The sequence below is a fragment of the Streptomyces sp. CAU 1734 genome (assembly GCF_039888735.1).
Lineage (GTDB): Bacteria > Actinomycetota > Actinomycetes > Streptomycetales > Streptomycetaceae > Streptomyces.
In genome coordinates this window covers 1-23,049 of record NZ_JBDQQP010000028.1, presented here as the reverse complement: position 1 = coordinate 23,049, position 23,049 = coordinate 1, and the positions used below count along the sequence as shown (strand labels likewise).

The window sequence follows — 23,049 nt, the reverse complement described above, 5'->3', positions numbered from 1 at the left end:
GGCCCCTCGCGCGAGCGGGGGGCCTTTTTCGTGCGCTCTCGCGCCGTGCGGTGGCTACGCCGTCGTCACCCTGACCGTCCAGGCGCCCGAGCGGGAGCGGTCCACCACCTCCACCCGGGTCCGCTCCTCCCGCAGGGTGAAGGTCTCCCCCACGCCCAGCGGCGCGTCCGCCAGCTCCGGATAGACCGACCGGTCCCAGCACGCCTCGCTCCCCGGATGGGTGTCCACCACCTCGATGGGCCCCCCGCCGGAGGCCGTGTCCGACCGCACCCGGTAGAGCAGCACCCCCTCCGTGCAGAGGGAGGCGTCATTGCCCACCGCGCCGCGCGCCTCGATCGCCAGCGCCGTGCCGGGGCCGGTCCGCACCACCACCAGCCGGGTGCCGAGCCCGCCGCCGGGCGCCGGCGCGCCGATCGGCTCCAGGGTGACCAGCGCCGGCTCATGGACACAGCGCACCGCCCGGCCGCCCAGCCAGCCGAGCTTCCACTTGTGCCAGCCGAAGAGATCGGGCGCCATGCCGAACTGGCTGCCCATGACATCCCAGTCGCCGACATGGGTGTCCCAGTCACCCTTGCCGTTCCTCGGCCGGTGGTACAGATCCGGCAGGTCGAAGACGTGCCCGGTCTCATGGGCCAGCACATTGCGGTCGGGCGGATGCCGCTCGAACACGGTCACCACCCGGCGCAGCCCGGTGCCGTCGAAGGTCATCGGGCGGTCGAAGTTGACGACCTTCGTGGCGTCCGAGTCCACCCCCGGGGCATCCGGGTCGGCGACCAGATAGACGATGTCGTACCGGGAGAAATCAACCTCGGGATCGGCGGCGGTGAGCGCGTCGCGCAGATAGGCGCCCCGGCTCTCCGGCTCCCAGTCACGGCTTATCCCGTAGCGGGTGGACGCCTTCGGCATCCGCAGCCAGGTGCGCCGGGCGTCGGTCCGCAGCGAGAACTGCCCGTACGACGCCCGCTCGAAGAATCTGCTGGTCGCCGGGAAGTGGTCGGCGGCGAGCCGGCCGGGGGTGAGCCGCGGCTCCGCGTCCGGGAAGGACAGGAAGATCATCACGGCGTCGAGCGCGCGCTCCGGGCGGGGGTAGGCGGAGTTCCAGCTGTCCAGGCCGAGGGAGTGATGGGTCGGGGTGCGCGGCAGCGCGCAGGCGGTGGCGGAGCTCTTCGCCACCGCCGGGCCGGCCACCAGCGAGGTGGCCGCGAGCGCCATCAGCGAGGTGAACGCCGCGGCGGCGCTGCGGAGCCGCCCGCGCGGCGGCGGACCGGGGGCCGCCGGGGCGCCGGACGGGGGCGGGGGCGGGGGGCCGGTCGGCGGTGGGGGTCCCGGCGGGGGCGCAGCTTCCGGCGAACCCGGCGGGCCGGGCGGACCGGGCGGCGGCGGGCCGTGGCCCCCGACCGGCCCTCCGCTCCCGCCGTCTCCGCGACCGGCACCGTCCACGCGCCCCTCACCGTCCCCGCGACCGGCACCGACCCCGTGACCGCCCGGCGTGCGCGCCGTTTCCGAGCGCCCCTGTGCACCACCTGGCGCACCACCGGCCCGCGCCGAGTCGCCGCCGTCTCGCGTGCCGCGCGTACGCCCCCGTCCACCCCCACGCGGACCGGATCCTTCCACTCCCCCGGGTGTTCCCGCGGGTGACTGCTGACCCTCCACGTAGACCTCCGGCTGCGGAATGGGAGACACCGCAACCACCTTGTGCGGTTTTCCGGTCGTACGCCCTGTTCCGGTGCCCCAGTCGGGTGATCCGCGCCCGCCCGGAGCAGCCCGGTACCGGTACGAGGACGAGATCCTCCGACACTCCGATGAATCACGGACTGTCACATCCGGTCATCCAGGAATCGGCCTCCGAAAAGAGGTGTGCAGAAACGATCGAGCGGGCACCACGGACGGGCGGCACCCATGTGGCGGAGCTGGAACGGTGCTGGGAACAGCCCCTATGATCGGCACACTTTCCCGATCCCTTTGCCCAAGTCCCCGACCCTTCCCGACCACATCTGCACGCCCCTGTACGACACAACTGCACTGCGGGAGTGAGCGGTGAGCGCAACCTCCGAAGGACCAGGGCCCGCGGGTGTCGCAAGCCCCCGCAGGACCCGGCAGAAGATCACGGAACGTAACGGCTGTTCCGTCTCCGAACTACGCGACTACCGAGCCGCCTTCACCGCGGCCAGGATCGCGATGGCTCTCCTCGACCGCGAGGGGACCGTCGTCAGCGCCAATCCGGCGTTCGCCGCTCTGCTGGGCGCCGCCGAACCCGCCGCGCTCGTGGCGCGTGCGGCGGGCGATCTCGTCGATCTCACCTCCGAGCGCCGGGTGCGGCAGGCGTACGAGGAGGTGCTGAGCGGCAGCCGCTCGCGGTTCCGCTGCACCCGGCGGCTGAAACAGCCCGGCGGGCGGGTCCTCTGGGGCGAGATCACCCTCGCCCCGCTGCCCGGCAGCGGCGGCGGCGTGCTGCTCTCGGTCGCCGATGTCAGCGACCGGCGCGAGCTGCGCGCCCGGCTGCGCCATCTGGAGATGCACGACGCGGTGACCCGGCTGCCCAATCGCGCGCTGTTCTTCGAGCGGCTGGCGGGCGCGCTGGAGTCCTCCGCGTACGACGAGGGCTCGACCGGGCGGATCGGGCTCTGCTATCTCGACCTGGACGGCTTCAAGGCCATCAACGACACCCTCGGCCACCGGGTCGGCGACCGGCTGCTGACGGCGGTCGCCGGACGGCTGACCGACTGCGCGGACCGGGCATGCGCCGAGCGCCCCCGGGGCGGCCATCTGGTGGCCCGGCTCGGCGGCGACGAGTTCGCCGTGCTGGTGGAGGACTCCACCGGTACGGAGCAGATCGCCGATCTGGCCGGATCGGTGCTGGAGGCGCTCCAGCGGCCGTTCGATCTCGACGGGCAGCGGCTGTCGGTCTCGGCCTCGATCGGTGTGGTGGAGCGGGCGGTGGACGGGACCACGGCCACCGGGCTGATGCAGGCGGCGGACACCACGCTCTACTGGGCGAAGGAGGACGGCAAGGCCCGCTGGACCCTCTTCGATCCGGAGCGCAACGCCCACCGGGTGACCCGCCAGGCGCTGTCCTCCACCCTGCGCCCGGCGGTGGAGCGCGGCGAGTTCGAGCTGGAGTACCAGCCGCTGGTGGGACTCGCCGACGGGGTCACCCGCGGCGTGGAGGCGCTGGTGCGGTGGAATCATCCGCAGTTCGGGACGCTGACGCCGAATCGGTTCGTCGGGATCGCCGAGGAGGACGGCTCCATCGTCCAGCTCGGGCAGTGGGTGCTGCGGACCGCGTGCCGCCAGGCATGCCAGTGGCAGCGCGAGCATCCGGACGCCCCGCCGCTCTTCATGAGCGTCAATGTCGCGGTGCGCCAGGTCTGGGATTCGGACCTGGTGGCGGATGTGGCGGAGATTCTCGCCGAGACCGGTCTGGAACCGGGACTGCTCCAGCTGGAGCTGACCGAGTCCGCGGTGATGGGCTCGGCGGGCCGCCCCCTCCAGGCGCTTCAGGCGCTCAGCGACATGGGGGTGCAGATCGCCATCGACGACTTCGGCACGGGGTATTCGAATCTGGCGTATCTGAGCCGGCTGCCGGTCTCGGTGCTGAAGCTGGACGGCTCCTTCGTCCGGGGCTTCCAGGACGAGGAGCACCCGAATCCGGCGGACGAGACGATCGTGGAGGCGATGGTCCAGCTGGCGCACCGGCTGGGGCTGACCGTGACCGCCGAGTGCGTGGAGACCTCGGGCCAGGCGGCCCGGCTCCGCCGGATCGGCTGTGACAACGGCCAGGGCTGGCTGTACTCGCGGGCCGTGCCCCCCGACCGGATCGGCGAGCTCATCGGCGACCGGGCCCCGCTCTCGGCCTGAGGTTCGTACCCCCGCGCATGGAAACCGCCCCCGGCCGGAAGATTCTTCCGGGCGGGGGCGGCGGTGTGGGGGGATTCGGCGCTCCGGCGTGGGGTCCGGGTCAGCGCCGACCGGGCGGGCCGGCGGCGGTTGCGGTGCCGCCGCCGGCCGTGGTGCGGGGTGGGTCAGCAGGCGCCCTGATCGCGCCAGACGCCCCACTGACCGGTGGTGCCGGGCTCCTCGCCCTGGGTCCACCAGCCGGCCTTCCAGGTGCGGCCCTTGTGGGAGACGAGACCACCGGTGTTGAAGGTGCCGGCGGCGGTCCACGGAGTCGCGGTGCAGGTGCCCGGGTTCGGGGTGGACGGCTGCGGCGTCGGGGTGGACGGCTGCGGCGAGCTGGGCTCGGGCGTGGGGGATCCGCCGACCGCGGCCACGATCTCGTTGAGCAGGTGGGTCTGCTCGTCCAGACCGATCAGGGAGTAGAGCATCGCGCCGCCGAGACCGCGCTGGTGCCCGTAGGCCGCACGGGCCTGGATGGCCCGCTTGTCGAGACCGGTGAAGAACTCGCCGTCCTTGTAGAAGTACGCGGCCTTCGCCTCGTCGTCCCAGAAGGTCGTCGCCGGGTTGTCGACGATGCCGCCGAGCTCGTTGTAGTTGGCGATACCCGCGCCCAGGCTCTTCGGGCGCGGTGCGCTGGCACCGGTGGCCGTCTGGCCGAGGCCGTTCTTGGCGCCCGCCGGGACACCCTTCCAGCCGCGGTAGTACATCTCGTAGCCGAGGGTGATCTTGTTGGCCGGGAAGCCGCCCGTGATGCCGTACGCCGGGTTGCCGTCGATCCAGGAGTCGATCGCGTTGTCGATCGAGTACTTCTGGGTGCCCGGGGCGATCGGGTTGGTCGGGTCGGACGCCGGCGAGTACAGCGGCGACTGGTGGTACGTCGGGCCGTTGCCGTTCCAGCCGCCGTGCATGTCGTACGTCATGATGTTCGCGTAGTCGAGGTACGCGCCCACCTTGTCCGTCTCGATGTGCTTGATCTTGTCCTGGCCGGCCGGCATGGCGGCGGTCAGCAGGTACTTCTTGCCGCCGTTGGCCGTGCCCTTCGCGTCGAGCTGCTTGCGGAACTCGGCGAGCAGCAGGGTGAAGTTGGCCTTGTCCTCGGGTCCGTAGTGGTTGCCGAGGTGGCCGCCGGACGAGCCCGGGTACTCCCAGTCGATGTCGATGCCGTCGAAGACCCCGGCCGCGGTGCCGACACCGCCGTAGCCGTCGGCCACGGGCAGGTCACCGTCGATGTACTGCTTGATACAGGACGCCACCAGCTTCTTGCGGCTCGCGTCGGTCTTCGCCGCGTCGTGGAAGTACTTGGAGTACGTCCAGCCGCCGAGCGAGATGTTGATCTTCAGGTTGGGGTACTTGACCTTGAGCTTCTTGAACTGGTTGAACACACCGGCGATCGGCTGGTCCCAGCGGTCCGCGACACCGTCGACGCTGGTCGCGGCGTTGAAGGTGCGCTGGTAGTCGGCGTAGGAGTCGCCCGCGCCGTCACCCGCGTTCGGGTTGTTGTCATCGCCCGCGGCCTTGTTCGCCTGGAAACAGGTGAGGTCGGTCGGGTGGATGTTGCCGAACGAGTAGTTCAGGATGTCCAGCTTGCCCGCGATGCCGCGGGTGTCCAGGTGCTTGGGGTAGAAGGCGTTGCCGTACACGCTCCACTGGTCGTAGTACGCGATCTTGACTCCGCCGGTGGTGGGGGCGGCGGCGGACGCGGCGGGGGCCGTCGCGCTCGCGGTGCCGTTCACGGCGAAGCCGGCCAGGACGCCGGCGGCGACTGCCGCTGTCGTCAAGGCCGCGATCAGGGGTCTGCGGGAGCTCACGTACAGCCTCCGAGAGTGGGGGGAGAGGACTCCTGGGTGCAGGGATGCAACAGGAGTTGGAGACAAGATGACGATCGAGTAGCCACTGAGTCAATGGTCTCGACCAAAGAAGGACTAGACCAATTCCAGCGAGAAACCGCTCGTCAGGGCCGTGCGAAATACAGATAACCGCCCGCCACCTTCGGTGACGAGCGGTTTAAGGAGCGGTTAAGGGTGACTTGATCACACCATAGGGATGGTTCGGAAATGAACCAGTTCGCGAAATCAGTGGTGCGGGCATGCAAGCAGTCCGGCGGGCGCGGAGCGCTCAACGCGCGCCGCCGGCGGTGCGGTTGAGCGTTCCGGGGCGGGCCGTGCGGCCGCCCGCCGCCGCGTGCCGGATCAGCCGGCGGTACCCGTCGGCGGCGCGTCTCCCCCGCTCCCGCCCGCGCGTACGGGCGCTTCCTCCCCCGCGAGTACGGGCATGTCGTACACATCCGCGATCAGTTGATAGGAGCGGACCCGTATGTCCCCGCTGTGCGCGTTCGCGGTGATCATCAGTTCGTCCGCGCCGGTCCGCTTCCGGAGGACGTCGAGCCCGTCGCGGACCGCGTCCGCCGTGCCGTGCACCGTGTGCGAGAGCCAGTTCTCCACGAACTCCCGCTCGGACGGGGTGAAGGGATACGCCTCGGCCTCCTCCGGGGTGGGGATCAGCCCCGGGCGGCCGGTGCGCAGCCGCAGCATCGAGAGGGCGCTGGTGAGGATCTGCCGGCGGGCCTCGCGCTCCTCGTCGGCGGCGAGGGCGGAGACCCCGATCAGGGTGTACGGGGTGTCGAGCACGGCCGAGGGGCGGAAGGACTCCCGGTACAGCTCCAGCGCGGGGAGGGTGTTCTGCCCGGAGAAGTGGTGGGCGAAGGCGAAGGGCAGGCCGAGGACCCCGGCGAGCCGGGCACTGAAGCCGGAGGAGCCGAGCAGCCAGATCGGGGGCCGGGAGAGCGATCCCTGGACCGGGCCGGGGACGGCGTGGATCCGCCGGTAGGGGTGGCCGTCGGGAAAGTCGCCGTCGAGGAAGCGGGTGAGCTCGGCGAGCTGCTGCGGGAAGTCCTCGGCGCCCTCGCCGAGCCGGTCGGTGCGCCGCAGGGCGGCGGCGGTCGCGCCGTCGGTGCCGGGGGCGCGGCCGAGCCCGAGGTCGATCCGGCCGGGGGCGAGGGCTTCGAGGGTGCCGAACTGCTCGGCGATCACGAGCGGGGGGTGGTTGGGCAGCATCACACCGCCGGAACCGAGGCGGATGCGCCGGGTGTGGGCGGCCAGATGGGCGAGGATCACGGCCGGCGAGGACGAGGCGACCCCGGGCATGGAGTGGTGCTCGGCCACCCAGTGCCGGTGGTAACCCCGGGATTCCGCCAGCCGGGCGATGCGGACACTGGTGCGCAGGGCGTCCCCCGCGGTGGTGCCCGCTCCGACGGTGACCAGATCGAGGACGGACAGGGGAGTGGGGGCGGTGCCCGGTGCGGTGCCTCGAATGGCGTCCGTGTCCACGGGGTTCAGTCCTCCTGCGCATGAGGCGGCGTACGGAACTCGCCAACAGGAGGCCCGGTCCGATTATTCCGGAGGCTTGTTCCGGAACCTTGTTCCACCAGCCTCATTCCGGCCCGTGCGGGGGCCGGGGACGGGTGTGCGCACGGGCCCTCGGCCCCGGATCGGCCGGATTTCGCCGGGTGTCATCCGCGGTGCCGGTCCCCGCCGCTCCGGGTGTGCCGTCCTCTCCCGGCTTGGCGAAAAGGGTCCCCAGGTCGAAGGCCCAGGCACGGCGCTCGGCCAGCCGCAGCCCTTCCCAGACGGTGACCTGGTGGGCGGTGAGCACCGGCTTGCCCAGCAGTTTCTCCAGGTCGGCGAGGTGGGCGACGGTGTGCAGACCGGTGTCCGGGAGCAGTACGGCGGCGGCCTCGGGACGGTCGGCCGCCCGCGCCAGCTCCAGGACCGCGGCCCGGTCCCAGCTCTCGACCGGCTCCGCGGCCGGGGCGCCGCCGGTGAGAGCACCCGGGGCGTCACCGGCGCGGGCCGCACCCGCATGGGTGGCGACCACCTCCACCCCTCCGGCCGCGAGGAACTCCGCGAAGAGGGCGGCCCGCGCCGACGGTCCGGCGGTGCCCACCGCGACGGGGCGGGTTCCCAGCTTCCGTACCGCGTGGACGAAGCCGAAGGCGGTACTCGACGCGGGGAGCCCGGCGGCCCGGGCCAGCGCCCGGATCTGCCGGTGAGCGCCCTCCCAGCCGTGGCCGAAGCTCTCCTCGGCCGAGGCCCACACCACTGACTCCGCCCCCGCGAGCCGCAATTCCGCCACCTGCTCGGTGAGCCGGCCGGCCGGGCCGAGTGCCGCTTCCGCGTCCCCGCCGGGGCCGGGGGCGTCGGTGTGGACGATGGGGAGCCTGATGTCGCTGTCGAGGAGTACCTCCAGCCGGGGATAGTCGTCCTCGGCGCCGTGTGCGGGGTGGAGAAGTCCGACCGTGGTCATGTCCAGCCTTCCTTGACGTGTTCTGCGTACCGCATGCCTTCGTGTCGCCGCATGCCTTTTCGCCGGTGATGTTCGTATTCGCCACTCGGGGTCATCAGGTACCACCACCGGGCGCCGTCCAAGCCTCCCGGCGGCGGATGCGGCCCCCGGAAGGGCGGACCGCGTCCCCGCCACGGGTCCGGCCGCGCGGCACGGGGCGGCTCCGGCACCGCATACCCGCTGTCCGGCGGGGTAGCCGCGCGACCATGGCTCGACCAGGAGACAGAACAGGACACCGCCCGGACACCTCGCCCCGGGGCCCGCGGCGCCGCTCGCTGCTCGCCGGGGCCGCCGCGCTGGGGGCTCTGGGTGCCGTCGGGGCGACCGCCGGATGCAGCCGGGTGACCACCGCGGACACCGGGGACGGGGGCCGGCTGCTGCAACGGCTGAGGGCGAACGGAACCGTACGGCTGGGGATCGCCGGGGAGCAGCCCTACGGCTACATCGGCAAGGACGGCGAGCTGACCGGATCCGCACCGGCCATAGCCGAGCGCATCTTCCGCGAGCTGGGGGTGGCGAGGGTCGACCCGTTCCCCACCGAATTCGGGTCGCTGATCACCGGGCTCAATTCGCTCCAGTTCGACTGTGTCGCGGCCGGGATGTACATCAACCCGGCCCGCTGCGAACAGGTGATCTTCGCGGATCCCGAATATCAGATGCGCGACGCCTTCATCGTCCCCAGGGGAAATCCGAAGAATCTCCGCACCTACCGGGACATCGCCGATTCGGGTGTACGGATGGCGACCGGTGTCGGCCATGCCCAGATCGGATACGCGAAGGAGGCCGGGATCGGGAAGGTCATCACGCTCCCCGATCAGCTGGCGGGTCTGCTCGCGGTGGAACAGGGCCGGATCGATGTGTTCGCCGGAACGGCCGTCACCGTGCGCAATGTCGTACGGGAGACGAGGAGCACCCGGGCGGAGGCGACCGAGGAGGTCACCCCCCGGGTGGACGGAAAACCGGTCGTCAGTGTCGGCGGATTCGCCTTCCGCAGCCCGGAGACCGATCTGCGGGCCGCTTTCAATCGCGAACTCCACAAGCTGAAGAGGAGCGGCGAACTGCTGGAGATCATGCGGCCCTTCGGATTCACCGAGGACCAGATGACCACCATCACCGCCGGGGAGAGGTGCCGCCCGTGAGCGAGATGACCCCCGGATTGTGGGAACTCCTGCTGAAAAGTGTCTGGATCACGGTCCAGCTCACCGTCGGCGGTGCCGCGCTCGCCGCGGTGGTAGCCCTGGTCATCGGCCTGGCACGGGATCACCGGCGCTGGATCGTCCGTTTCGCGGCCGGTGTCTACTTCGAGGTCTTCCGCGGCACCTCGGCGCTGATCCTGATGTTCTGGATCTTCTTCGTGCTGCCTCTGGGCTTCGGCTGGCAGCTGGTGCCCATGTGGGCGGCGGTGCTGTCGCTCGGTCTCACCTATGGCGCGTACGGCTCCGAGGTGGTGCGGGGCGCGATAGCCGCCGTGCCGCGGGGGCAGCGCGAGGCGGGGATCGCGCTGAGCCTCACTCCGGCGCAGCAACTGCGGAAAATCGTTCTGCCGCAGGCCCTGCCGGAGATGATCCCGCCCTTCAACAATCTGCTGATCGAGCTGCTCAAGGGCACGGCGCTGGTGTCCGTCATGGGAGTGGCCGATATCGCCTTCGGCGCCTCGCTGGTGCGGAACGCGACCGGTCAGAGCGCTCCCGTCTACTCGGTGGTCCTGGTGATGTACTTCGTGCTCGCCTTCGTCCTGACCCGCGGGATGCGGGTACTGGAGCGGCGGGCGAAGGCCGGGATCGGCGGGGCTCCGGAGCCCCGCCCCCGTCTCCTCCCGAGGCGCGGGAAGCCGGGGGCGTCCGCCGGGCGGCGGACGGCCGCCGCGGCGGGCGCGGGGGGTGAGCGCTGATGGCGTGGGACTGGTCGGCGGTCGGGGACTTCCTGCCGCGTTTCCTGGACGGTCTGCTGGTGACCCTCCAGGCCCTGGTGATGGGCGCGCTGGTGGCCTTCGCCCTGGGGCTGGTCTGGGCGGTGGCGCTGCGCTCGGGTCCGGTGTGGGTGCGCGGGCCGGTGGCGGTCCTCACCGAGTTCATCCGCAACACCCCGCTGCTGGTGCAGCTGTTCTTCCTCTACTACGTACTGCCGGAGTGGGGAGTGACCCTCTCGGCGATGGTCACCGGAGTCGCCGGGCTCGGACTGCACTACTCGACCTATACGGCCGAGGTCTACCGGGCCGGGATCGACGGTGTCCCGAAGGGGCAGTGGGAGGCGGCCACCGCGCTGAGCCTGCCGCGCACCAGGACCTGGGGCGCGGTGATCCTGCCGCAGGCGGTCCGGCGGGTGGCGCCGGCGCTCGGCAATTACGTCATCGCGATGCTGAAGGACACTCCGATGATTTTCGTCATCGGGGTGATGGACATGCTCGGCGAGGCCCGGCAGTTCGCGTCCGAGACCTTCCTCACGGTCGAGGCGTTCACGGTCGTCGGTGTCGCCTTCATTCTCATCTCCTATCCGGCATCCCTTCTCATGCGAGCACTGGAGCGTCGTCTTGTCCGCTGAAATCACCCGCGCCAATGTCCCGGCCGGCGGCCCGGCGCCGGAAACCTTCCCGGACCCCGCCGTGAAAGCGGCCTCCGGAGATCTGCTGAAACCCTCCGCCGACGAGGCCCGGGAACATCTGATCCACTTCGACCGGGTCACCAAGAGGTTCGGCTCGCAGACCGTGCTGGACTCGCTGGATTTCAAGGTCTATCCCCGGAAGCACGTGACCCTGATCGGGCCGTCCGGTTCCGGCAAGACCACGATTCTGCGGCTGCTGATGACCCTGCTGAAGCCCGATGAGGGCACCATCACGGTCGACGGCCGGTATCTGAACCATGAGACGCGGAAGGGAAAGCTGGTGCCGGCGGGTGAGAAACACATCCGTGAGGTGCGGAAGAACATCGGCATGGTGTTCCAGCAGTTCAATCTCTTCCCCAATATGACCGTGCTGCGGAACATCACCGAGGCACCGGTGCAGGTGCTCGGGCTCTCCCGGGACGAGGCGGAGGAGCGGGCCCGCGAGCTCCTGGAGCTGGTGGGGCTCTCGGACAAGTGCGACGCCTATCCGAGCCGGCTCTCCGGCGGGCAGCAGCAGCGGGTGGCGATCGCGCGGGCGCTGGCGATGCGGCCGAAGGTGCTGCTGCTGGACGAGGTCACCTCGGCGCTGGACCCGGAGCTGGTGGCGGGGGTGCTGGATCTGCTGCGGGACATCGCGCGCACCACCGACGTCACGATGGTCTGTGTCACCCATGAGATGAGTTTCGCGCGCGATGTCTCGGACTGCGTGATGATGTTCGACGGGGGCAAGGTGATCGAATACGGCCATCCCGACAAGATCTTCGGGGATCCGGACCAGGACCGTACCCGTGAGTTCCTGAGCGCGGTGCTCTGACATGCGCAAACACCGAGGAGTGGGAGGGAGGCGCGTAAACAGGTCATGCCTCTGGCATATGCCAGAGAGCTACCGCGCAGAGCAGAGGTCGGGTGGGCGCGGGGCGCGGACGGGCATTCTCGCCAACAGCCGCCCTCGGGAGCACCCTTGACCGCTATCGTGGTACGGATGCACGGAAGCTGTGCGGTGCCGGACTTGCAAGGGGGAGACCGTGACGCTGAAGCCGGAACCGACCACGCCGTTCCACTCGGTGCAGTACGTCCTCCGGGTTCTGGAGACGGTCTCCCGGCACGCCAGTGGTGTCAGTGACGCCCAGATCGCCCGCGAGGCGGGGCTGCCGGCCGGCCATCTGACCCCGCTGCTCACGATGCTGCACCGCGAGGGATATGTGGAGCAGATCACCGGCGGCGCCTATGTCATAGGCGACTCGCTGGTACTCCTCGGCTCCGGCGCGAGCCGGGAGCGGGCGCTGGAGGCGAAGCTCCAGGAGACGCTCTCGGAGATCCGGGACTCGGTGGGCGCGGCGATCTATCTCAGCCGCTATGTGGACGGCGAGGTCAGGGTCACCCAGTACGCCGACAGTCCGCACACGCCCAAGGTCAATGAGTACGTCGACTTCCGCTCGGCGGCCCACGCCAGCGCGCTCGGCAAGTGCCTGCTGACCCAGCTCGACCGGAACGGCCGCCGCGATCATCTGGCCCGGCACAAGATCACCCGGTTCACCTCGCGGACGATCACCAGCGAGAAGCTGCTCTTCTCCAAGCTGGACAGCCAGCCGCCGACGGTCCCGGTGCTCGATCTCCAGGAGTACGCGGTGGGCACCGTCTGCGCGGCGGTCCCGCTGACCGCGGGATCCGCCGTGGGCTGTCTGGCGCTCTCCCTCCCGGTCGAGCATGCCCACCGGCTCCGCGCCGCGGCCGAGAAGCTGAACCGCAAGGCGGCGCCGGTGGTGCTGTCGCTGGTGCTCTGACCTGGCCTTTCCCCACTCATCGGGGCCGGCGGACACCGGCCCGGTGCCGGTTCCCCGTGTCCCGCCGACGGGACACGGGGGGCCGCTGGTGCCCCTGTGGCGGGCCGGGTGTCAGAAGCACCCTCCGGAACCGGGTACTATTTACCTCGTCAAGCGCCGCTAGCTCAGTTGGTTAGAGCAGCTGACTCTTAATCAGCGGGTCCGGGGTTCGAGTCCCTGGCGGCGCACAGCTTGATCCTCAGGGCGTTCCGGTTCACCGGGACGCCCTGAGGGCGTTTTCCGTCTCCCGCACCCTGCTCAGGGGGCAGGGGTGGACATGCCGAAGGGAGCGGCCGGCCGCCGCCGGTCGCTCCCGGTTCCCGGGCCCGCGGGGTGCGGGGCAGGGCAGCCGGGTGGGGCCGAGGACCCGGCTCCGGTTCCTCGGCCCCACTCGGTGATCACCTCATCGGCCCACCTCGGGGGGCCGTCACTGTGGGTGCAGTGGCGGCGGCCCCGAGGCCGGCGTCAGGACTGCGCGGCTGTCAGAACTTGACGTCCGAGCAGGCGTAGAACGCCATGGGCGTGTCGTGCACGGTCCAGACCGCGAGAACCACGGCCTTGCCCGTGCGCGCCGGCAGCTTGCCGGAGTGCGAGAGCGTCGCCGGCGGCTGCTGGCCGTTGTACGGCACGGTCAGGAACGGCTGGGACTCCAGCGCGGCCCTCGTCAGCTTCTGGTTCGGGTTCCAGCCCTGCTTGGTGATGTAGTACTTGAAGTCCGTCGTGCGGTGACGGGCCGTGAAGCGCCAGGTGAACGTCTGGTTCTGGCCGGACGAGACCTGGGTGGCGGGCCATGCCCCACCGCGCGGGTCGTCGAGCTGGGAGAACTGACCGTTCCCGCCCGCGCAGATGGTTCCGTCGGCGGGGCCGGCGGACGGGAAGCCCTTGTACCCTTCGACGCTCTGCGGCTCGTACTGGATGTTTCCGCATCCCGTCACCGCGCCGGTGGCACAGAGCTTCTGGCGGCTCGCCAGAGGGGAGTCGGTGTATCCATGGCTGCTTGCGCTGCCGGTGGCGACGACGGTCGCGCCGGTGACGAGAAGGCCGACGGCGGCAGCGGTAAACCTTTTGCGCATGCTTCGCTCCAGGGAACGTGGGGGAGTTCAGTGAGCCTTGCTGCACGCGTGCATATCGATCGAGTGGTGCGGCGTTGATACGGGGCGCCCCTTCGACGCCTTCAGGTCTAGACCAAGACCCAATGTATTGACCGAAGTTCACCATGTCCAGACCAATAGCTAACCTTCCATCGCCTGAACGGCCCTTCCCCTTATCGGTTCGAGCAATCCTCCATTTCACTGGGATGGCGCCTCGAACCACCCTTCACACACCTTGGATCCCGGCGCCAGCGCGGCGTGATAGGGCCGCCGGGCTGCACACACGGCCCGTTTGATCATCCTCCGGTTAGCCGTCCTCGCGCCCTCCGGCAAGGCGTCATCGGCCGGTGATGACACCCGCTCCGGGCGAGAACCAAACCCGTTGACGGCCCGGTGATTTCTGTAACACGCAGAGCGCACCACGAGGTGGAAGAAGCCGGAGTGACGAGGATGACGAGGGTGGTGAGAGCGGCGGGAGGTTGCCTCGATGGTCATGAGGCGGGAGAGGCATGGGAGGCGCGTGGTCCCCGGGGCGGGCCGTCAGCTCTCGCCGCCGGCCGAACGGCCGTTGTAGAACGCCACCGTCAGATCCTTCACCAGCGCCTTGCGCTCATAGTCGTCCAGCTCCACCAGCCCGCGCGTGGTCAGCCGGGTCACCGTGTCGTCCACCGCGTCCACCACCGAGGTGAGCACGCTCTCCCGGTGCCGGGCGTCGATCGCCGCGACCCGGCGGCGCTGCATCGCCGCCGCCACCTCCGGCGCGTATTCGATGCCCACCGGCTGGGCCGAGAAGATCTCGACCCCCACCGGCGCGCACTCGGCCAGCAGCAGCCGGGTGAGCGCGCCGCCCACCGCCTCGGCGTCGCGCAGGGTGGGGGTGTCGTCGTGGAAGGCGTCGGCCGGCAGCTGGGAGACCACCCGGGCCATCGCCGACTCCACCTGTTCGCTCAGATACTCCTCGTGGTCCTCGACCCCGAGCATCGCGCGCGCGGTGTCCCGTACCCGCCAGACGACCATGACCACGACCCGCAGCGCCGTGCCGTCCGCGTCCACGGCGGGCATCGGGCCGCTCCGCCAGTGCCGCAGCCGGACATCGGCCCGGCGGCGCAGCAGCAGCGGATTCATCCAGAGCAGTCCGGAGCGCCGCACACTCCCCCGGTACTCACCCCAGAGGGTGAGCACCCAGGCGTGGCCGACCGGACCGCGCCCGATGCCGCCGAGGGCGAAGAGCGCGATCACCACCCCGAGCGCGAGCAGACTCCAGAGGCCGAGCCCGATGCCGTGGTACGGATACGGGGTCAGCCCCAGCGCCCGTGTCACCATCACCGGGAGCGCCCCGGCGCCCCAGAGCAGCACCGCGACCCCGGCCAGGGCGCAGCCCCCGGCGACCAGTCCGGTCCAGCCGGGGAGCACGGCCCCGGGCCGTTCGGCGAGAGCGGGGTCGACGGGGGGCGGCGGACGCAGCGGTACGGCGACGGCGCCGCGCGGCACGGCACCCCATCCCCCGGCCGAGGGCCGCTCACCGGTGCGGCCGGTCCGCTCCCGCTCACCGCCGGCCGGTTCCCCGGTGCGGCCCACCCTGGGCTGCTCCCCGGTGCCCCGGCGCCGGGCGACGACCGCCGGGCGCAGGGTCACGGGTGGTGCGTCGGTGTCGCGGAAGAGCAGATGGACGGGGATCTCGGTGGTCGCCTCCTGGGCGATGACCGGGTTGTGCCGGGACGCGGGCGCGTCGGACGGGGTGGGGCCGCCCTCCGGCTCGGAGGTGGTGGTGCTCATGACTGTTCCGGTCTCCCTTCGGCTGATTCGGTGAAGAGCCGGCGCCAGGTCTCCGGTCCCGGATAGCCGTCGGCGGCGGCGCCGCGCCAGCCCTGGGCGCGCTGGAACGCCTCCACATTGCGCCGGTCGGCCTCGCTCCAGCGCGGCCCCGGTCCGGCGGTGTAGTGCTTCCCGAAGCCGCGCTTCACCAGCTCCCGGCCGAGCCGGGTCACCTGGTCGCTCACCGCGCCGGGCCGGAAGTGACCGCGCCCGGGAAAGGAACCGGCCACCGTCCCGGAGGCGCCGGGAGCGCCCGCCGCGGCGGGGGGCGCCGTGCCCGTACCGCCCGGGGAAGTGGTGCCCGTACCGCCCGGTGAGGCCGTACCCGTGCCCGTACCGGCCGGCGGGATGTTCCGCCCCGCGCCGGTGACCAGCAGCCGCCAGGTGGCGGGGCCGGGCACTCCGTCGGCGGCGGCGCCGCGCCAGCCCTGGGCGCGCTGGAAGGCCCTGGTCGCCGCCTGGTCGGCCGGGCTCCAGCGCGGGCCGGGACCCGTCCGGTAGAAGCGCCGGGCGCCGCGCTCGATCAGCAGCTCGCCGAGCCGGGTGATGTGGGTGTTCGCCGCGCCCGGGCCGAAGGCCCCGGCTCCCGGGTACGCCGCCGCCGTCGCGGGCGCGGCGCCGGCGGGCACCCCGGCCGCGGCTCCGGCGGTCCGGCCGCTCAGTCCGTTGTGGCGGTAGGCGGCATAGCTGTCGGAGTTGGTCCAGTACGCCATGGGCGTGACCTGTTTGCGGGCGCTCGGCTTGGCCTGCTCATAGGCGAGATAGGAGGTGTGCGCCGCGTCGGTCCAGCCGCCGAAGATCGTGACATGGGAGCCGGTGACCGGGCTGGCGGGGTTGTGGAAGAGCAGGATGTCGCCGGGCTGGAGCTCCTCGCGGGTGATCCGGGTGGCGTACTCGGCGAGGGTTCCGGTCCACTCGTTGCCCGCGAGGTTCCAGGCCATGGAGACATAGCCGGAGCAGTCCTGGCGGTATCCGTCGGTCCAATAGGCGCTCATGCTGTACGGGACCCCGGCCGCGATCCACTTCTCGGCCCGTTCCATGATCTCGGCGCGGGTGGTGGTGCGCGCGGGGTCGGGGGCCGGATCGCCGGAGGGGCCGGAGAGCGGCCGGCCGTGCAGCGGCCCCCGACCGCCCTGCTCGTGCTCGCCGCCCCCGTCCCCCTCTCCCTCTCCCTCTCCCTCTCCCTCTCCCTCTCCCTCTCCCTCTCCCTCTCCACCGTGCGCCCTGTCCCTGTCCTCCCCGCCGCCCCCGGAGCGGAACGGGGTCCCGACCCCCACCCCGGCCCCGTCGGCGGCCGGCCCGGGAAACGGGTCCGTGTTCCCGGCCGCTGCGGCGCCCGTGCCGCCGCCGGCGCCGAGCACCACCCCCGCCGCGGTGACCAGCAGCAGTGCGCGGCGGCAGCCGTGGGCGGCGGGGTGCCCGCCCGACGCGAGCCCGCGCCGGTGCGTCACACACCCCGGGCAGCCGCAGTCGGGCGCGGGCTCGTACTCCTCGAAGACCGGCACCGTCATCGGTGGCCCCTCCGCCATGGGTGTCCCCTCCGCGCTCTGGAAGTCCCTCGGGCCCATCCGCAGACGCACCCTATTTGTCCTATCTGTTTACATTTTGGGGGATCAAAGGTAAGAAAAGACCATCCGACAGGCCGGGAGCGATCGGATTATGGGCCGGAGCACTCTCCGGGATCCGGTAAAGTTGTCCAGGTCAGCAGGCGCCGTTAGCTCAGTTGGTTAGAGCAGCTGACTCTTAATCAGCGGGTCCGGGGTTCGAGTCCCTGACGGCGCACGCGAAACAGAGGCCCCCTCGCCATCGGCGAGGGGGCCTCTGCCGTACCCCTTGGGCAAAGCCCGCGCACCACCCCGGCCAACCTTTTCCCAAGGTAGTTGCGAATCGTACATATGATCGCCTCTAGGGCATTTGACCCTTGCGATCATGACCGGGGTGGTGGAATCTATCCTGATCCAGCGGCTTCGACAGAAACATCCACTCTGTGCAGTTGAAGCCGCCCGGAATGCATGACTCCGCTGCGCGCGCACGGGGAGGGGGTCCCCTGCGCGTCCCGACCGGACAGCAGGCATCATGCAACCGGCGGGTGACTGTTCGATGTCCGTGTTGACAGTTGCCGCCAACCATCACGTTCAGGCCGGCGGGTCGAGGGGGCCCGCAGCCCGGACGCACCGACCGACCACACCGCACACAGACATCTGTGTGCCGGGGGGATGACTCATGACGTCGACGCCCAACGGCGCCGGGGAACCCGGCGACCCCGCCCGGACGGCCCAGCTGCGACTGCCGGCGAACCTCCGCACCGGCCGCCGGCCGCGCCCCGAGAAGGCGCCGCTCCCCCGTTACGACTACGAGCACTACAGCAGGCTCGCCGGCCCCCTCACCCAGCCCGCGCCGGACACCCCGTACCGCGTGCAGTACCGCTCCCTGCTCTCCCAGGAACCGCACCGGATACGGGCGGCGCTGCTGCTCGGCGCCGCTCCGCTGGTCTCGCTGGGGCTGCTGCTGTGGCTGCTCCAGCCCGCGCACTGGACCGAGCGGGACCCCAATCTCAAGGACGAGACACTGCTCGTCCTCGACATCATCATGCTGGTCTCGATCGGCCTGATCGAACTCTTCCGCACGATGAACGTGCTCTCCAACGCGCACGCCACCCTGGTCGCCCGCGACCCGGTCCCGGTGGTCCCCGAGAACGGCACCAGGGTCGCCTTCCTCACCTCCTTCGTCCCGGGCAAGGAACCGCTGGAGATGGTGACCAAGACCCTGGAGGCGGCGGTCCGCATCCGCCACCGGGGGCTGATGCACGTCTGGCTGCTCGACGAGGGCGACGACCCCGCGGTCAAGGAGGTCTGCGCCCGGCTCGGCGTCCACCACTTCTCCCGCAGGGGCATCGAGAAGTGGAACCAGGCCAAGGGCCCGCACCGGGCCAAGACCAAGCACGGCAACTACAACGCCTGGCTCCAGGCCCACGGCGACGACTACGACTACTTCGCCTCCGTGGACACCGACCACATCCCGCTGCCCAACTATCTGGAGCGGATGCTCGGTTACTTCCGCGACCCGGATGTCGGTTTCGTGATCGGCCCTCAGGTCTACGGCAACTACGACACCTTCGTCACCAAGGCCGCCGAATCGCAGCAGTTCCTCTTCCACGCGCTGATCCAGCGCGCGGGCAACCGCTACGGCGCCCCCATGTTCGTCGGCACCTCCAACGCCGTCCGGATCAAGGCGCTGAAGCAGATCGGCGGGCTGTACGACTCCATCACGGAGGACATGGCCACCGGCTTCGAGATGCACCGCGCCAAGAACCCGGCGACCGGCGAGCGCTGGCGCTCCGTCTACACCCCGGACGTACTGGCCGTCGGCGAGGGCCCGACCGCCTGGACCGACTTCTTCACCCAGCAGCTCCGCTGGTCCCGGGGCACCTACGAGACGATCCTCAAGCAGTACTGGAGAGGCTTCGGCACCCTGCCGCCCGGCAAGCTCTTCAACTACACCATGATGATCATCTTCTATCCGATCTCCGCGCTGAACTGGATCCTGGCCGCCCTGAGCTGCGCCCTCTTCCTGGGCATGGGCGCATCCGGTGTCCAGATCGACCCGGTCATGTGGATGATGCTGTACGGGAACGCCTCGGCGCTCCAGATCGGCCTCTACATCTGGAACCGGCGGCACAACATCTCGCCGCACGAGCCCGAGGGATCCGGCGGTCTCGCCGGCATGATGATGTCCGCGCTCTCCGCGCCGATCTACGCACGTTCGCTGATGGACGCCGTACTGCGCCGCAAGAGCTCCTTCGTCGTCACCCCCAAGGGCGACTCGTCGAGCCCGGACACCCTCTTCGGCACCTTCCGCATTCACCTGTTCTTCATCCTGGTGTTCGGCGGCTCCCTCCTCTCCTCCTTCTTCCTCGGGCACGATCATCCGGCGATGATCACCTGGGCCGTACTGGCCATGCTGATCACGGCCGCGCCGATTCTGGTCTGGCGGTACTCCGTCGGCGAGGAGAAGAAGAAGCGCGGACGCGGCAGACGGCGGGCCGGGGCCGGCCGCCCCGCGGCGGGCACACCGGCCGCGCCCGCCACTCCCCTCCCTGCCGCCCTTGCCGCCCCTGCCGCACCCGGGGCCGCGGACAGGGAGAGCGCCGACGGCACACCGGAGAACAAGATGGAACAGACCATGCAGATCGCCCTTGGGGGACGTAAGAAATGAGTCAGCGTCGTGCTGCCCGGACCGACTACCGCAAGCGGCGGGCCCGCCGGCTGGCGATAGGCGCGGCGGTGGCCGTCGCGGTGGCCGGTGTGAACGGCCCCGCGCTGTGGCGCTTCGGCGATGAGAAGTACCACGAGTACACGATCAACAAGCCGGAGTACAAGGCCGCCAACGGTCACTGGTCCTATCTCGGCATACCCGCGAAGTTCCGCGTCAACGGTGTCCACGCGGCGGTGCTGCACACCGGCAAGGTGCTGCTGATCGCCGGCTCCGGCAACAACGAGAAGAACTTCGACGCGAAGAAGTTCGAGACCATCCTGTGGGACCCGGAGACCGACGCCTTCAAGCACATACCCACCCCGAAGGACCTCTTCTGCGCGGGCCACACCCAGCTGCCGGACGGCAAGCTCCTGGTGGCCGGCGGCACCAAGCGGTACGAGAAGCTCCGCGGCGATGTCACCAAGGCCGGCGGCCTGATGATCGTGCACAACGAGGACCCGCGCGAGCCCAAGACCCTGCCCGCCGGAACCAAGTTCACCGGCAAGAAGAACGGCAAGACCTTCGTCTCCAAGGACCCGGTCCTGATCGAGCGGGCGAAGAAGATCAACGACCCTCGGACGGGGAAGTTCCTGCGCACCGAGCGCAGCTTCGCCCGGGTCTACGTCGAGGCCGAGAAGAGCGGGAAGAAGTACGAGACCGGCGCCGAGGAGAACTTCCGCGTCCAGGGTCTGACCAATGCCGACGCCCGCAATGTGTACGGCATGGCGCAGAAGCTGGCGCTCGACAAGAAGGACTTCCAGGGCATCAAGGACACCTACGAGTTCGATCCGGTGGCGGAGAAGTACGTCCCGGTCGACCCGATGGACCAGGCGCGCTGGTACCCGACCCTGGCGACCCTGGAGGACGGCCGGATCCTCGCGGTCTCCGGGCTCAATGACATCGGCGAGCTGGTCCCGGGCAAGAACGAGATCTACGACCCGAAGACCAGGAAGTGGGAGTACGCCGAGAAGCTGCGGAAGTTCCCCACCTATCCGGCGCTCTTCCTGATGGCCAACGGCAAGCTCTTCTTCACGGGCTCCAACTCCGGCTACGGACAGGCGGACGAGGGCCGCGACCCGGGCATCTGGGACTGGAAGACCGACGAGTTCGAGAAGGTCCCCGGGCTGAGCGACCCCGACCAGATGGAGACCTCCGCCTCGGTGATGCTGCCGCCCGCCCAGGACCAGCGGTTCATGGTGATCGGCGGCGGCGGGATCGGCGAGTCGGAGAAGTCGACCGGCAAGTCCCGGCTCATCGATCTGCGCGACCCGAAGCCGCGCTTCACCGACGGCGCCGAGCTGGAGAAGGGCACCCGCTATCCGAGCGCCTCCCTGCTGCCGGACGACACCGTGCTGGTCACGGGCGGTGCGGAGGACTACCGGGGCCGGGGCGGCACGGACATCCTCCAGGCCAGGACATACGACCCGAAGACGGGCGAGTACACCCGGGTCGCCGATCCCCGGGTCGGCCGCAACTACCACTCGGGGTCGGTCCTGCTCCCCGACGGCCGGGTCATGATCTTCGGCTCGGACCCGCTCTTCTCGGACAAGGCCAACACAAGGACCGGTGTCTTCGAGCAGCGGATCGAGATCTACAAGCCGCCGTATCTCTTCCGGGACAGCAGGCCCGAGGTGACGGACGGACCGAAGTCCATCAAGCGCGGCGCGTCCGGCACCTTCCGGGTGACGAGCGGGAAGGGGATCGCGACGGCGAAGCTGATGCGTCCCAGCGCGGTCACCCATGTCACCGATGTCGACCAGCGGTCGATCGCCCTGGAGATGACGGAGACGGCGGACGGGGTCGAGGTCACGGTCCCGGAGAATCCGGCGCTGGTGCCCTCGGGCCGCTACATGCTCTTCCTGACGGACGAGGAGGGCACCCCGTCGGAGGCGGCGTGGGTGGAGGTCCCGTAGACCGCGGAGGCCGCACGGATCGCGCGGGAGCCCCCGGCCCGTTCTCCGGCCGGGGGCTCCCGCGCTCCGCGGGCGCTACCGCCCGCCGGCCAGGCCGAGCGCGTACTCCGGCCACCAGTCGCCCGCCTTGGGCCCGCCCTTGCAGTCGCCGTCCGACTCCCCCGGGCGCTTGATCCACAGATAGGCGTCGACCAGCGGATCGCCGGTCTTGACGGTGGGCGTCTCGCCCAGCGCGCGGCCCGGCGGATTGCACCAGTTCTCGGCCGGGTCGCCGCCGGTGTACCGGCCGTTGCCATTGCGGCTGGTGTCGATCACGAACGGCTTGTCGCCGACCCACTGGGAGAGCCGCTTGCCGTACTCCGCGCTGGCGGCGGTCGGATAGAAGTTGGAGACATTGACGGAGAATCCGTCGGCCTTCTCGATACCGGCCCGCCACAGCGAGTCGTGCAGCGCCCGGGGCTGCGACCAGCCGGGGTTGCCCGCGTCCAGATAGACGGTGGTGCCCGGCTGCCGCTTCAGCCGCTCGATCGCGCCCCGCAGCAGCCGGTACCGCTCCTCGTGGTACTCCCGAGGGGTGCAGTTGTCCACGAGATGCAGCACCGCGTCCGGTTCCAGGATCACGGTGGCCCGCCGGTCGCCGATCCCCTCGGCCACCTTGTCGACCCACTCGCGGTAGGTGTCGCCGTCGGCCGCGCCGCCCTTGGAGAACTGGCCGCAGTCGCGGTGCGGGATGTTGTAGAGCACCAGCAGCGCGTCCCGGTCGGCCTTCGCCGCGCCCTCGGTGAGCCGCCGGGTCTGCTCCTCGGTGTTGTCCGTGCCGATCCACTCGGCGACCGGCTGGCCGGCTATCCGCTCGATCAGCTTCGCCTTGGCGTCCTCGCCGTCCTCGCGGTACGAGGCGATCTGACGCGGCGCGTTCCCCTCCGGATTGACCCAGTAGCGGGCGGTCTCCCTGGGCTGCTGCGCGATCTCGGGCAGCTTCTCGCCGTCGTCGGACGAACACCCGGAGAGCAGCAGCGCCGCGGCTCCCGCCAGCCCCGTCACGGCACGCCCGGACCGACTCCCGTACATGGTGTTCCCCCCTGGCCGTACTCCTCCGAAGGCGCTACCGCCCTCCCGCCCCCGGACAAGGCCCGGATGGACGCATCCTGACACAACGGATCGGCGGACCACGAGAGCCCTCCCGCTAGGTGTATTGACCCGCAGGGTTGTTTACGCGGCTGATGGGTGGGTGTCCGCCGAGGGCGGTGTGGCTGCGGTGGTGGTTGTAGGTGTGGAGGAAGTCTGCCAGGGCTCGGGTCCGCTCGTCATTCG

The 23,049-nt window shown here is 70.5% G+C and carries 16 protein-coding genes, 2 tRNA genes and 1 pseudogene; 10 read left to right on the top strand and 9 right to left on the bottom strand.

The window, feature by feature from the left end; all coding sequences use genetic code 11:
• Positions 1-54: 54 nt before the first annotated feature.
• Positions 55-1,440: a M6 family metalloprotease domain-containing protein gene (locus AAFN69_RS34175; RefSeq protein WP_347732830.1), complete on the bottom strand. Its 1,386-nt coding sequence runs from the start codon at positions 1,438-1,440 to the stop codon at positions 55-57.
• A 597-nt stretch (positions 1,441-2,037) separates the two neighbouring features.
• Between AAFN69_RS34175 and AAFN69_RS34170 the strand changes: the two genes are divergently transcribed.
• Positions 2,038-3,858, top strand: a complete 1,821-nt coding sequence (locus AAFN69_RS34170) for an EAL domain-containing protein (protein WP_347732829.1) — start codon at positions 2,038-2,040, stop codon at positions 3,856-3,858.
• Positions 3,859-4,022: 164 nt separating this feature from the next.
• On the opposite strand, the gene AAFN69_RS34165 is transcribed toward AAFN69_RS34170, so the two are convergent.
• From AAFN69_RS34165 to AAFN69_RS34155, 3 genes are all read right to left on the bottom strand, one after another.
• Complete coding sequence (locus AAFN69_RS34165; RefSeq protein ID WP_347732828.1) at positions 4,023-5,705, bottom strand: glycosyl hydrolase family 18 protein; 1,683 nt, start codon at positions 5,703-5,705, stop codon at positions 4,023-4,025.
• Between the two features lie 381 nt (positions 5,706-6,086).
• Entirely contained in the window at positions 6,087-7,232 is a 1,146-nt protein-coding gene (locus AAFN69_RS34160; RefSeq protein ID WP_347732856.1) for an LLM class flavin-dependent oxidoreductase, read from the bottom strand.
• Positions 7,233-7,326: 94 nt separating this feature from the next.
• Positions 7,327-8,199 carry a decarboxylase gene (locus AAFN69_RS34155; RefSeq protein ID WP_347732827.1) on the bottom strand — a complete coding sequence of 291 codons (873 nt, stop codon included), beginning with the start codon at positions 8,197-8,199 and terminating at the stop codon, positions 7,327-7,329.
• Between the two features lie 245 nt (positions 8,200-8,444).
• On the opposite strand from AAFN69_RS34155, the gene ehuB reads away from it, so the two are divergent.
• The 6 genes from ehuB (at position 8,445) to AAFN69_RS34125 (ending at position 12,850) form a co-directional block, all read left to right on the top strand.
• Positions 8,445-9,377, top strand: coding sequence for an ectoine/hydroxyectoine ABC transporter substrate-binding protein EhuB (gene ehuB, locus AAFN69_RS34150; RefSeq protein WP_347732826.1), 933 nt, complete (start codon positions 8,445-8,447; stop codon positions 9,375-9,377).
• Positions 9,374-10,129, top strand: coding sequence for an ectoine/hydroxyectoine ABC transporter permease subunit EhuC (gene ehuC / locus AAFN69_RS34145; protein ID WP_347732825.1), 756 nt, complete (start codon positions 9,374-9,376; stop codon positions 10,127-10,129). The genes ehuB and ehuC overlap by 4 nt, the downstream gene beginning before the upstream one ends.
• Positions 10,129-10,779, top strand: a complete 651-nt coding sequence (gene ehuD, locus AAFN69_RS34140) for an ectoine/hydroxyectoine ABC transporter permease subunit EhuD (RefSeq protein ID WP_347732824.1) — start codon at positions 10,129-10,131, stop codon at positions 10,777-10,779. Before ehuC ends, ehuD begins: the two co-directional genes overlap by 1 nt.
• Positions 10,780-10,840: 61 nt before the next feature.
• Positions 10,841-11,653 carry an ectoine/hydroxyectoine ABC transporter ATP-binding protein EhuA gene (gene ehuA / locus AAFN69_RS34135; RefSeq protein ID WP_347732855.1) on the top strand — a complete coding sequence of 271 codons (813 nt, stop codon included), beginning with the start codon at positions 10,841-10,843 and terminating at the stop codon, positions 11,651-11,653.
• Positions 11,654-11,864: 211 nt separating this feature from the next.
• The gene (locus tag AAFN69_RS34130) at positions 11,865-12,623 is read left to right on the top strand and encodes an IclR family transcriptional regulator C-terminal domain-containing protein (protein ID WP_347732823.1); all 759 of its coding nucleotides are present in this window, start codon (positions 11,865-11,867) and stop codon (positions 12,621-12,623) included.
• A gap of 153 nt (positions 12,624-12,776) precedes the next feature.
• A tRNA-Lys gene (locus AAFN69_RS34125) sits at positions 12,777-12,850 on the top strand.
• Between the two features lie 294 nt (positions 12,851-13,144).
• Here AAFN69_RS34125 and AAFN69_RS34120 read toward each other — a convergent pair.
• The 3 genes from AAFN69_RS34120 to AAFN69_RS34110 form a co-directional block, all read right to left on the bottom strand.
• Positions 13,145-13,735 (bottom strand): lytic polysaccharide monooxygenase auxiliary activity family 9 protein, encoded by a 591-nt coding sequence (locus AAFN69_RS34120; protein WP_347732822.1) that lies wholly within the window; start codon positions 13,733-13,735, stop codon positions 13,145-13,147.
• 558 nt (positions 13,736-14,293) lie between these two features.
• Positions 14,294-15,529: an SPFH domain-containing protein gene (locus AAFN69_RS34115; protein WP_347732821.1), complete on the bottom strand. Its 1,236-nt coding sequence runs from the start codon at positions 15,527-15,529 to the stop codon at positions 14,294-14,296.
• On the bottom strand, positions 15,526-17,079 hold the full coding sequence (locus AAFN69_RS34110; protein ID WP_347732854.1) for a peptidoglycan-binding protein: 1,554 nt from the start codon (positions 17,077-17,079) through the stop codon (positions 15,526-15,528). Before AAFN69_RS34110 ends, AAFN69_RS34115 begins: the two co-directional genes overlap by 4 nt.
• A gap of 197 nt (positions 17,080-17,276) precedes the next feature.
• Between AAFN69_RS34110 and AAFN69_RS34105 the strand changes: the two genes are divergently transcribed.
• From AAFN69_RS34105 to AAFN69_RS34095, 3 genes are all read left to right on the top strand, one after another.
• Positions 17,277-17,350 (top strand) — tRNA-Lys (locus AAFN69_RS34105).
• A gap of 441 nt (positions 17,351-17,791) precedes the next feature.
• Positions 17,792-19,783, top strand: coding sequence for a cellulose synthase catalytic subunit (locus AAFN69_RS34100; RefSeq protein WP_347732820.1), 1,992 nt, complete (start codon positions 17,792-17,794; stop codon positions 19,781-19,783).
• Positions 19,780-21,735, top strand: coding sequence for a kelch motif-containing protein (locus AAFN69_RS34095; protein ID WP_347732819.1), 1,956 nt, complete (start codon positions 19,780-19,782; stop codon positions 21,733-21,735). Before AAFN69_RS34100 ends, AAFN69_RS34095 begins: the two co-directional genes overlap by 4 nt.
• A gap of 75 nt (positions 21,736-21,810) precedes the next feature.
• Here the strand turns inward: AAFN69_RS34095 and AAFN69_RS34090 are convergent, their stop codons facing one another.
• Both AAFN69_RS34090 and AAFN69_RS34085 read right to left on the bottom strand, forming a co-directional pair.
• Positions 21,811-22,806, bottom strand: coding sequence for a glycoside hydrolase family 6 protein (locus tag AAFN69_RS34090; RefSeq protein ID WP_347732818.1), 996 nt, complete (start codon positions 22,804-22,806; stop codon positions 21,811-21,813).
• Positions 22,807-22,921: 115 nt separating this feature from the next.
• Positions 22,922-23,049, bottom strand: a pseudogene (locus AAFN69_RS34085) (IS481 family transposase); the annotation flags it as partial.

What these genes read in the sequence shown, in the direction of transcription:
- AAFN69_RS34155 (WP_347732827.1), bottom strand. Translation starts at nt 8,199, where the DNA reads ATGACCACGGTCGGACTTCTCCACCCCGCACACGGCGCCGAGGACGAC.
- ehuB (WP_347732826.1), top strand. Translation starts at nt 8,445, where the DNA reads ATGGCTCGACCAGGAGACAGAACAGGACACCGCCCGGACACCTCGCCC.
- ehuD (WP_347732824.1), top strand. Translation starts at nt 10,129, where the DNA reads ATGGCGTGGGACTGGTCGGCGGTCGGGGACTTCCTGCCGCGTTTCCTG.
- AAFN69_RS34120 (WP_347732822.1), bottom strand. Translation starts at nt 13,735, where the DNA reads ATGCGCAAAAGGTTTACCGCTGCCGCCGTCGGCCTTCTCGTCACCGGC.
- AAFN69_RS34115 (WP_347732821.1), bottom strand. Translation starts at nt 15,529, where the DNA reads ATGAGCACCACCACCTCCGAGCCGGAGGGCGGCCCCACCCCGTCCGAC.
- AAFN69_RS34110 (WP_347732854.1), bottom strand. Translation starts at nt 17,079, where the DNA reads ATGACGGTGCCGGTCTTCGAGGAGTACGAGCCCGCGCCCGACTGCGGC.
- AAFN69_RS34100 (WP_347732820.1), top strand. Translation starts at nt 17,792, where the DNA reads ATGACGTCGACGCCCAACGGCGCCGGGGAACCCGGCGACCCCGCCCGG.
- AAFN69_RS34095 (WP_347732819.1), top strand. Translation starts at nt 19,780, where the DNA reads ATGAGTCAGCGTCGTGCTGCCCGGACCGACTACCGCAAGCGGCGGGCC.
- AAFN69_RS34090 (WP_347732818.1), bottom strand. Translation starts at nt 22,806, where the DNA reads ATGTACGGGAGTCGGTCCGGGCGTGCCGTGACGGGGCTGGCGGGAGCC.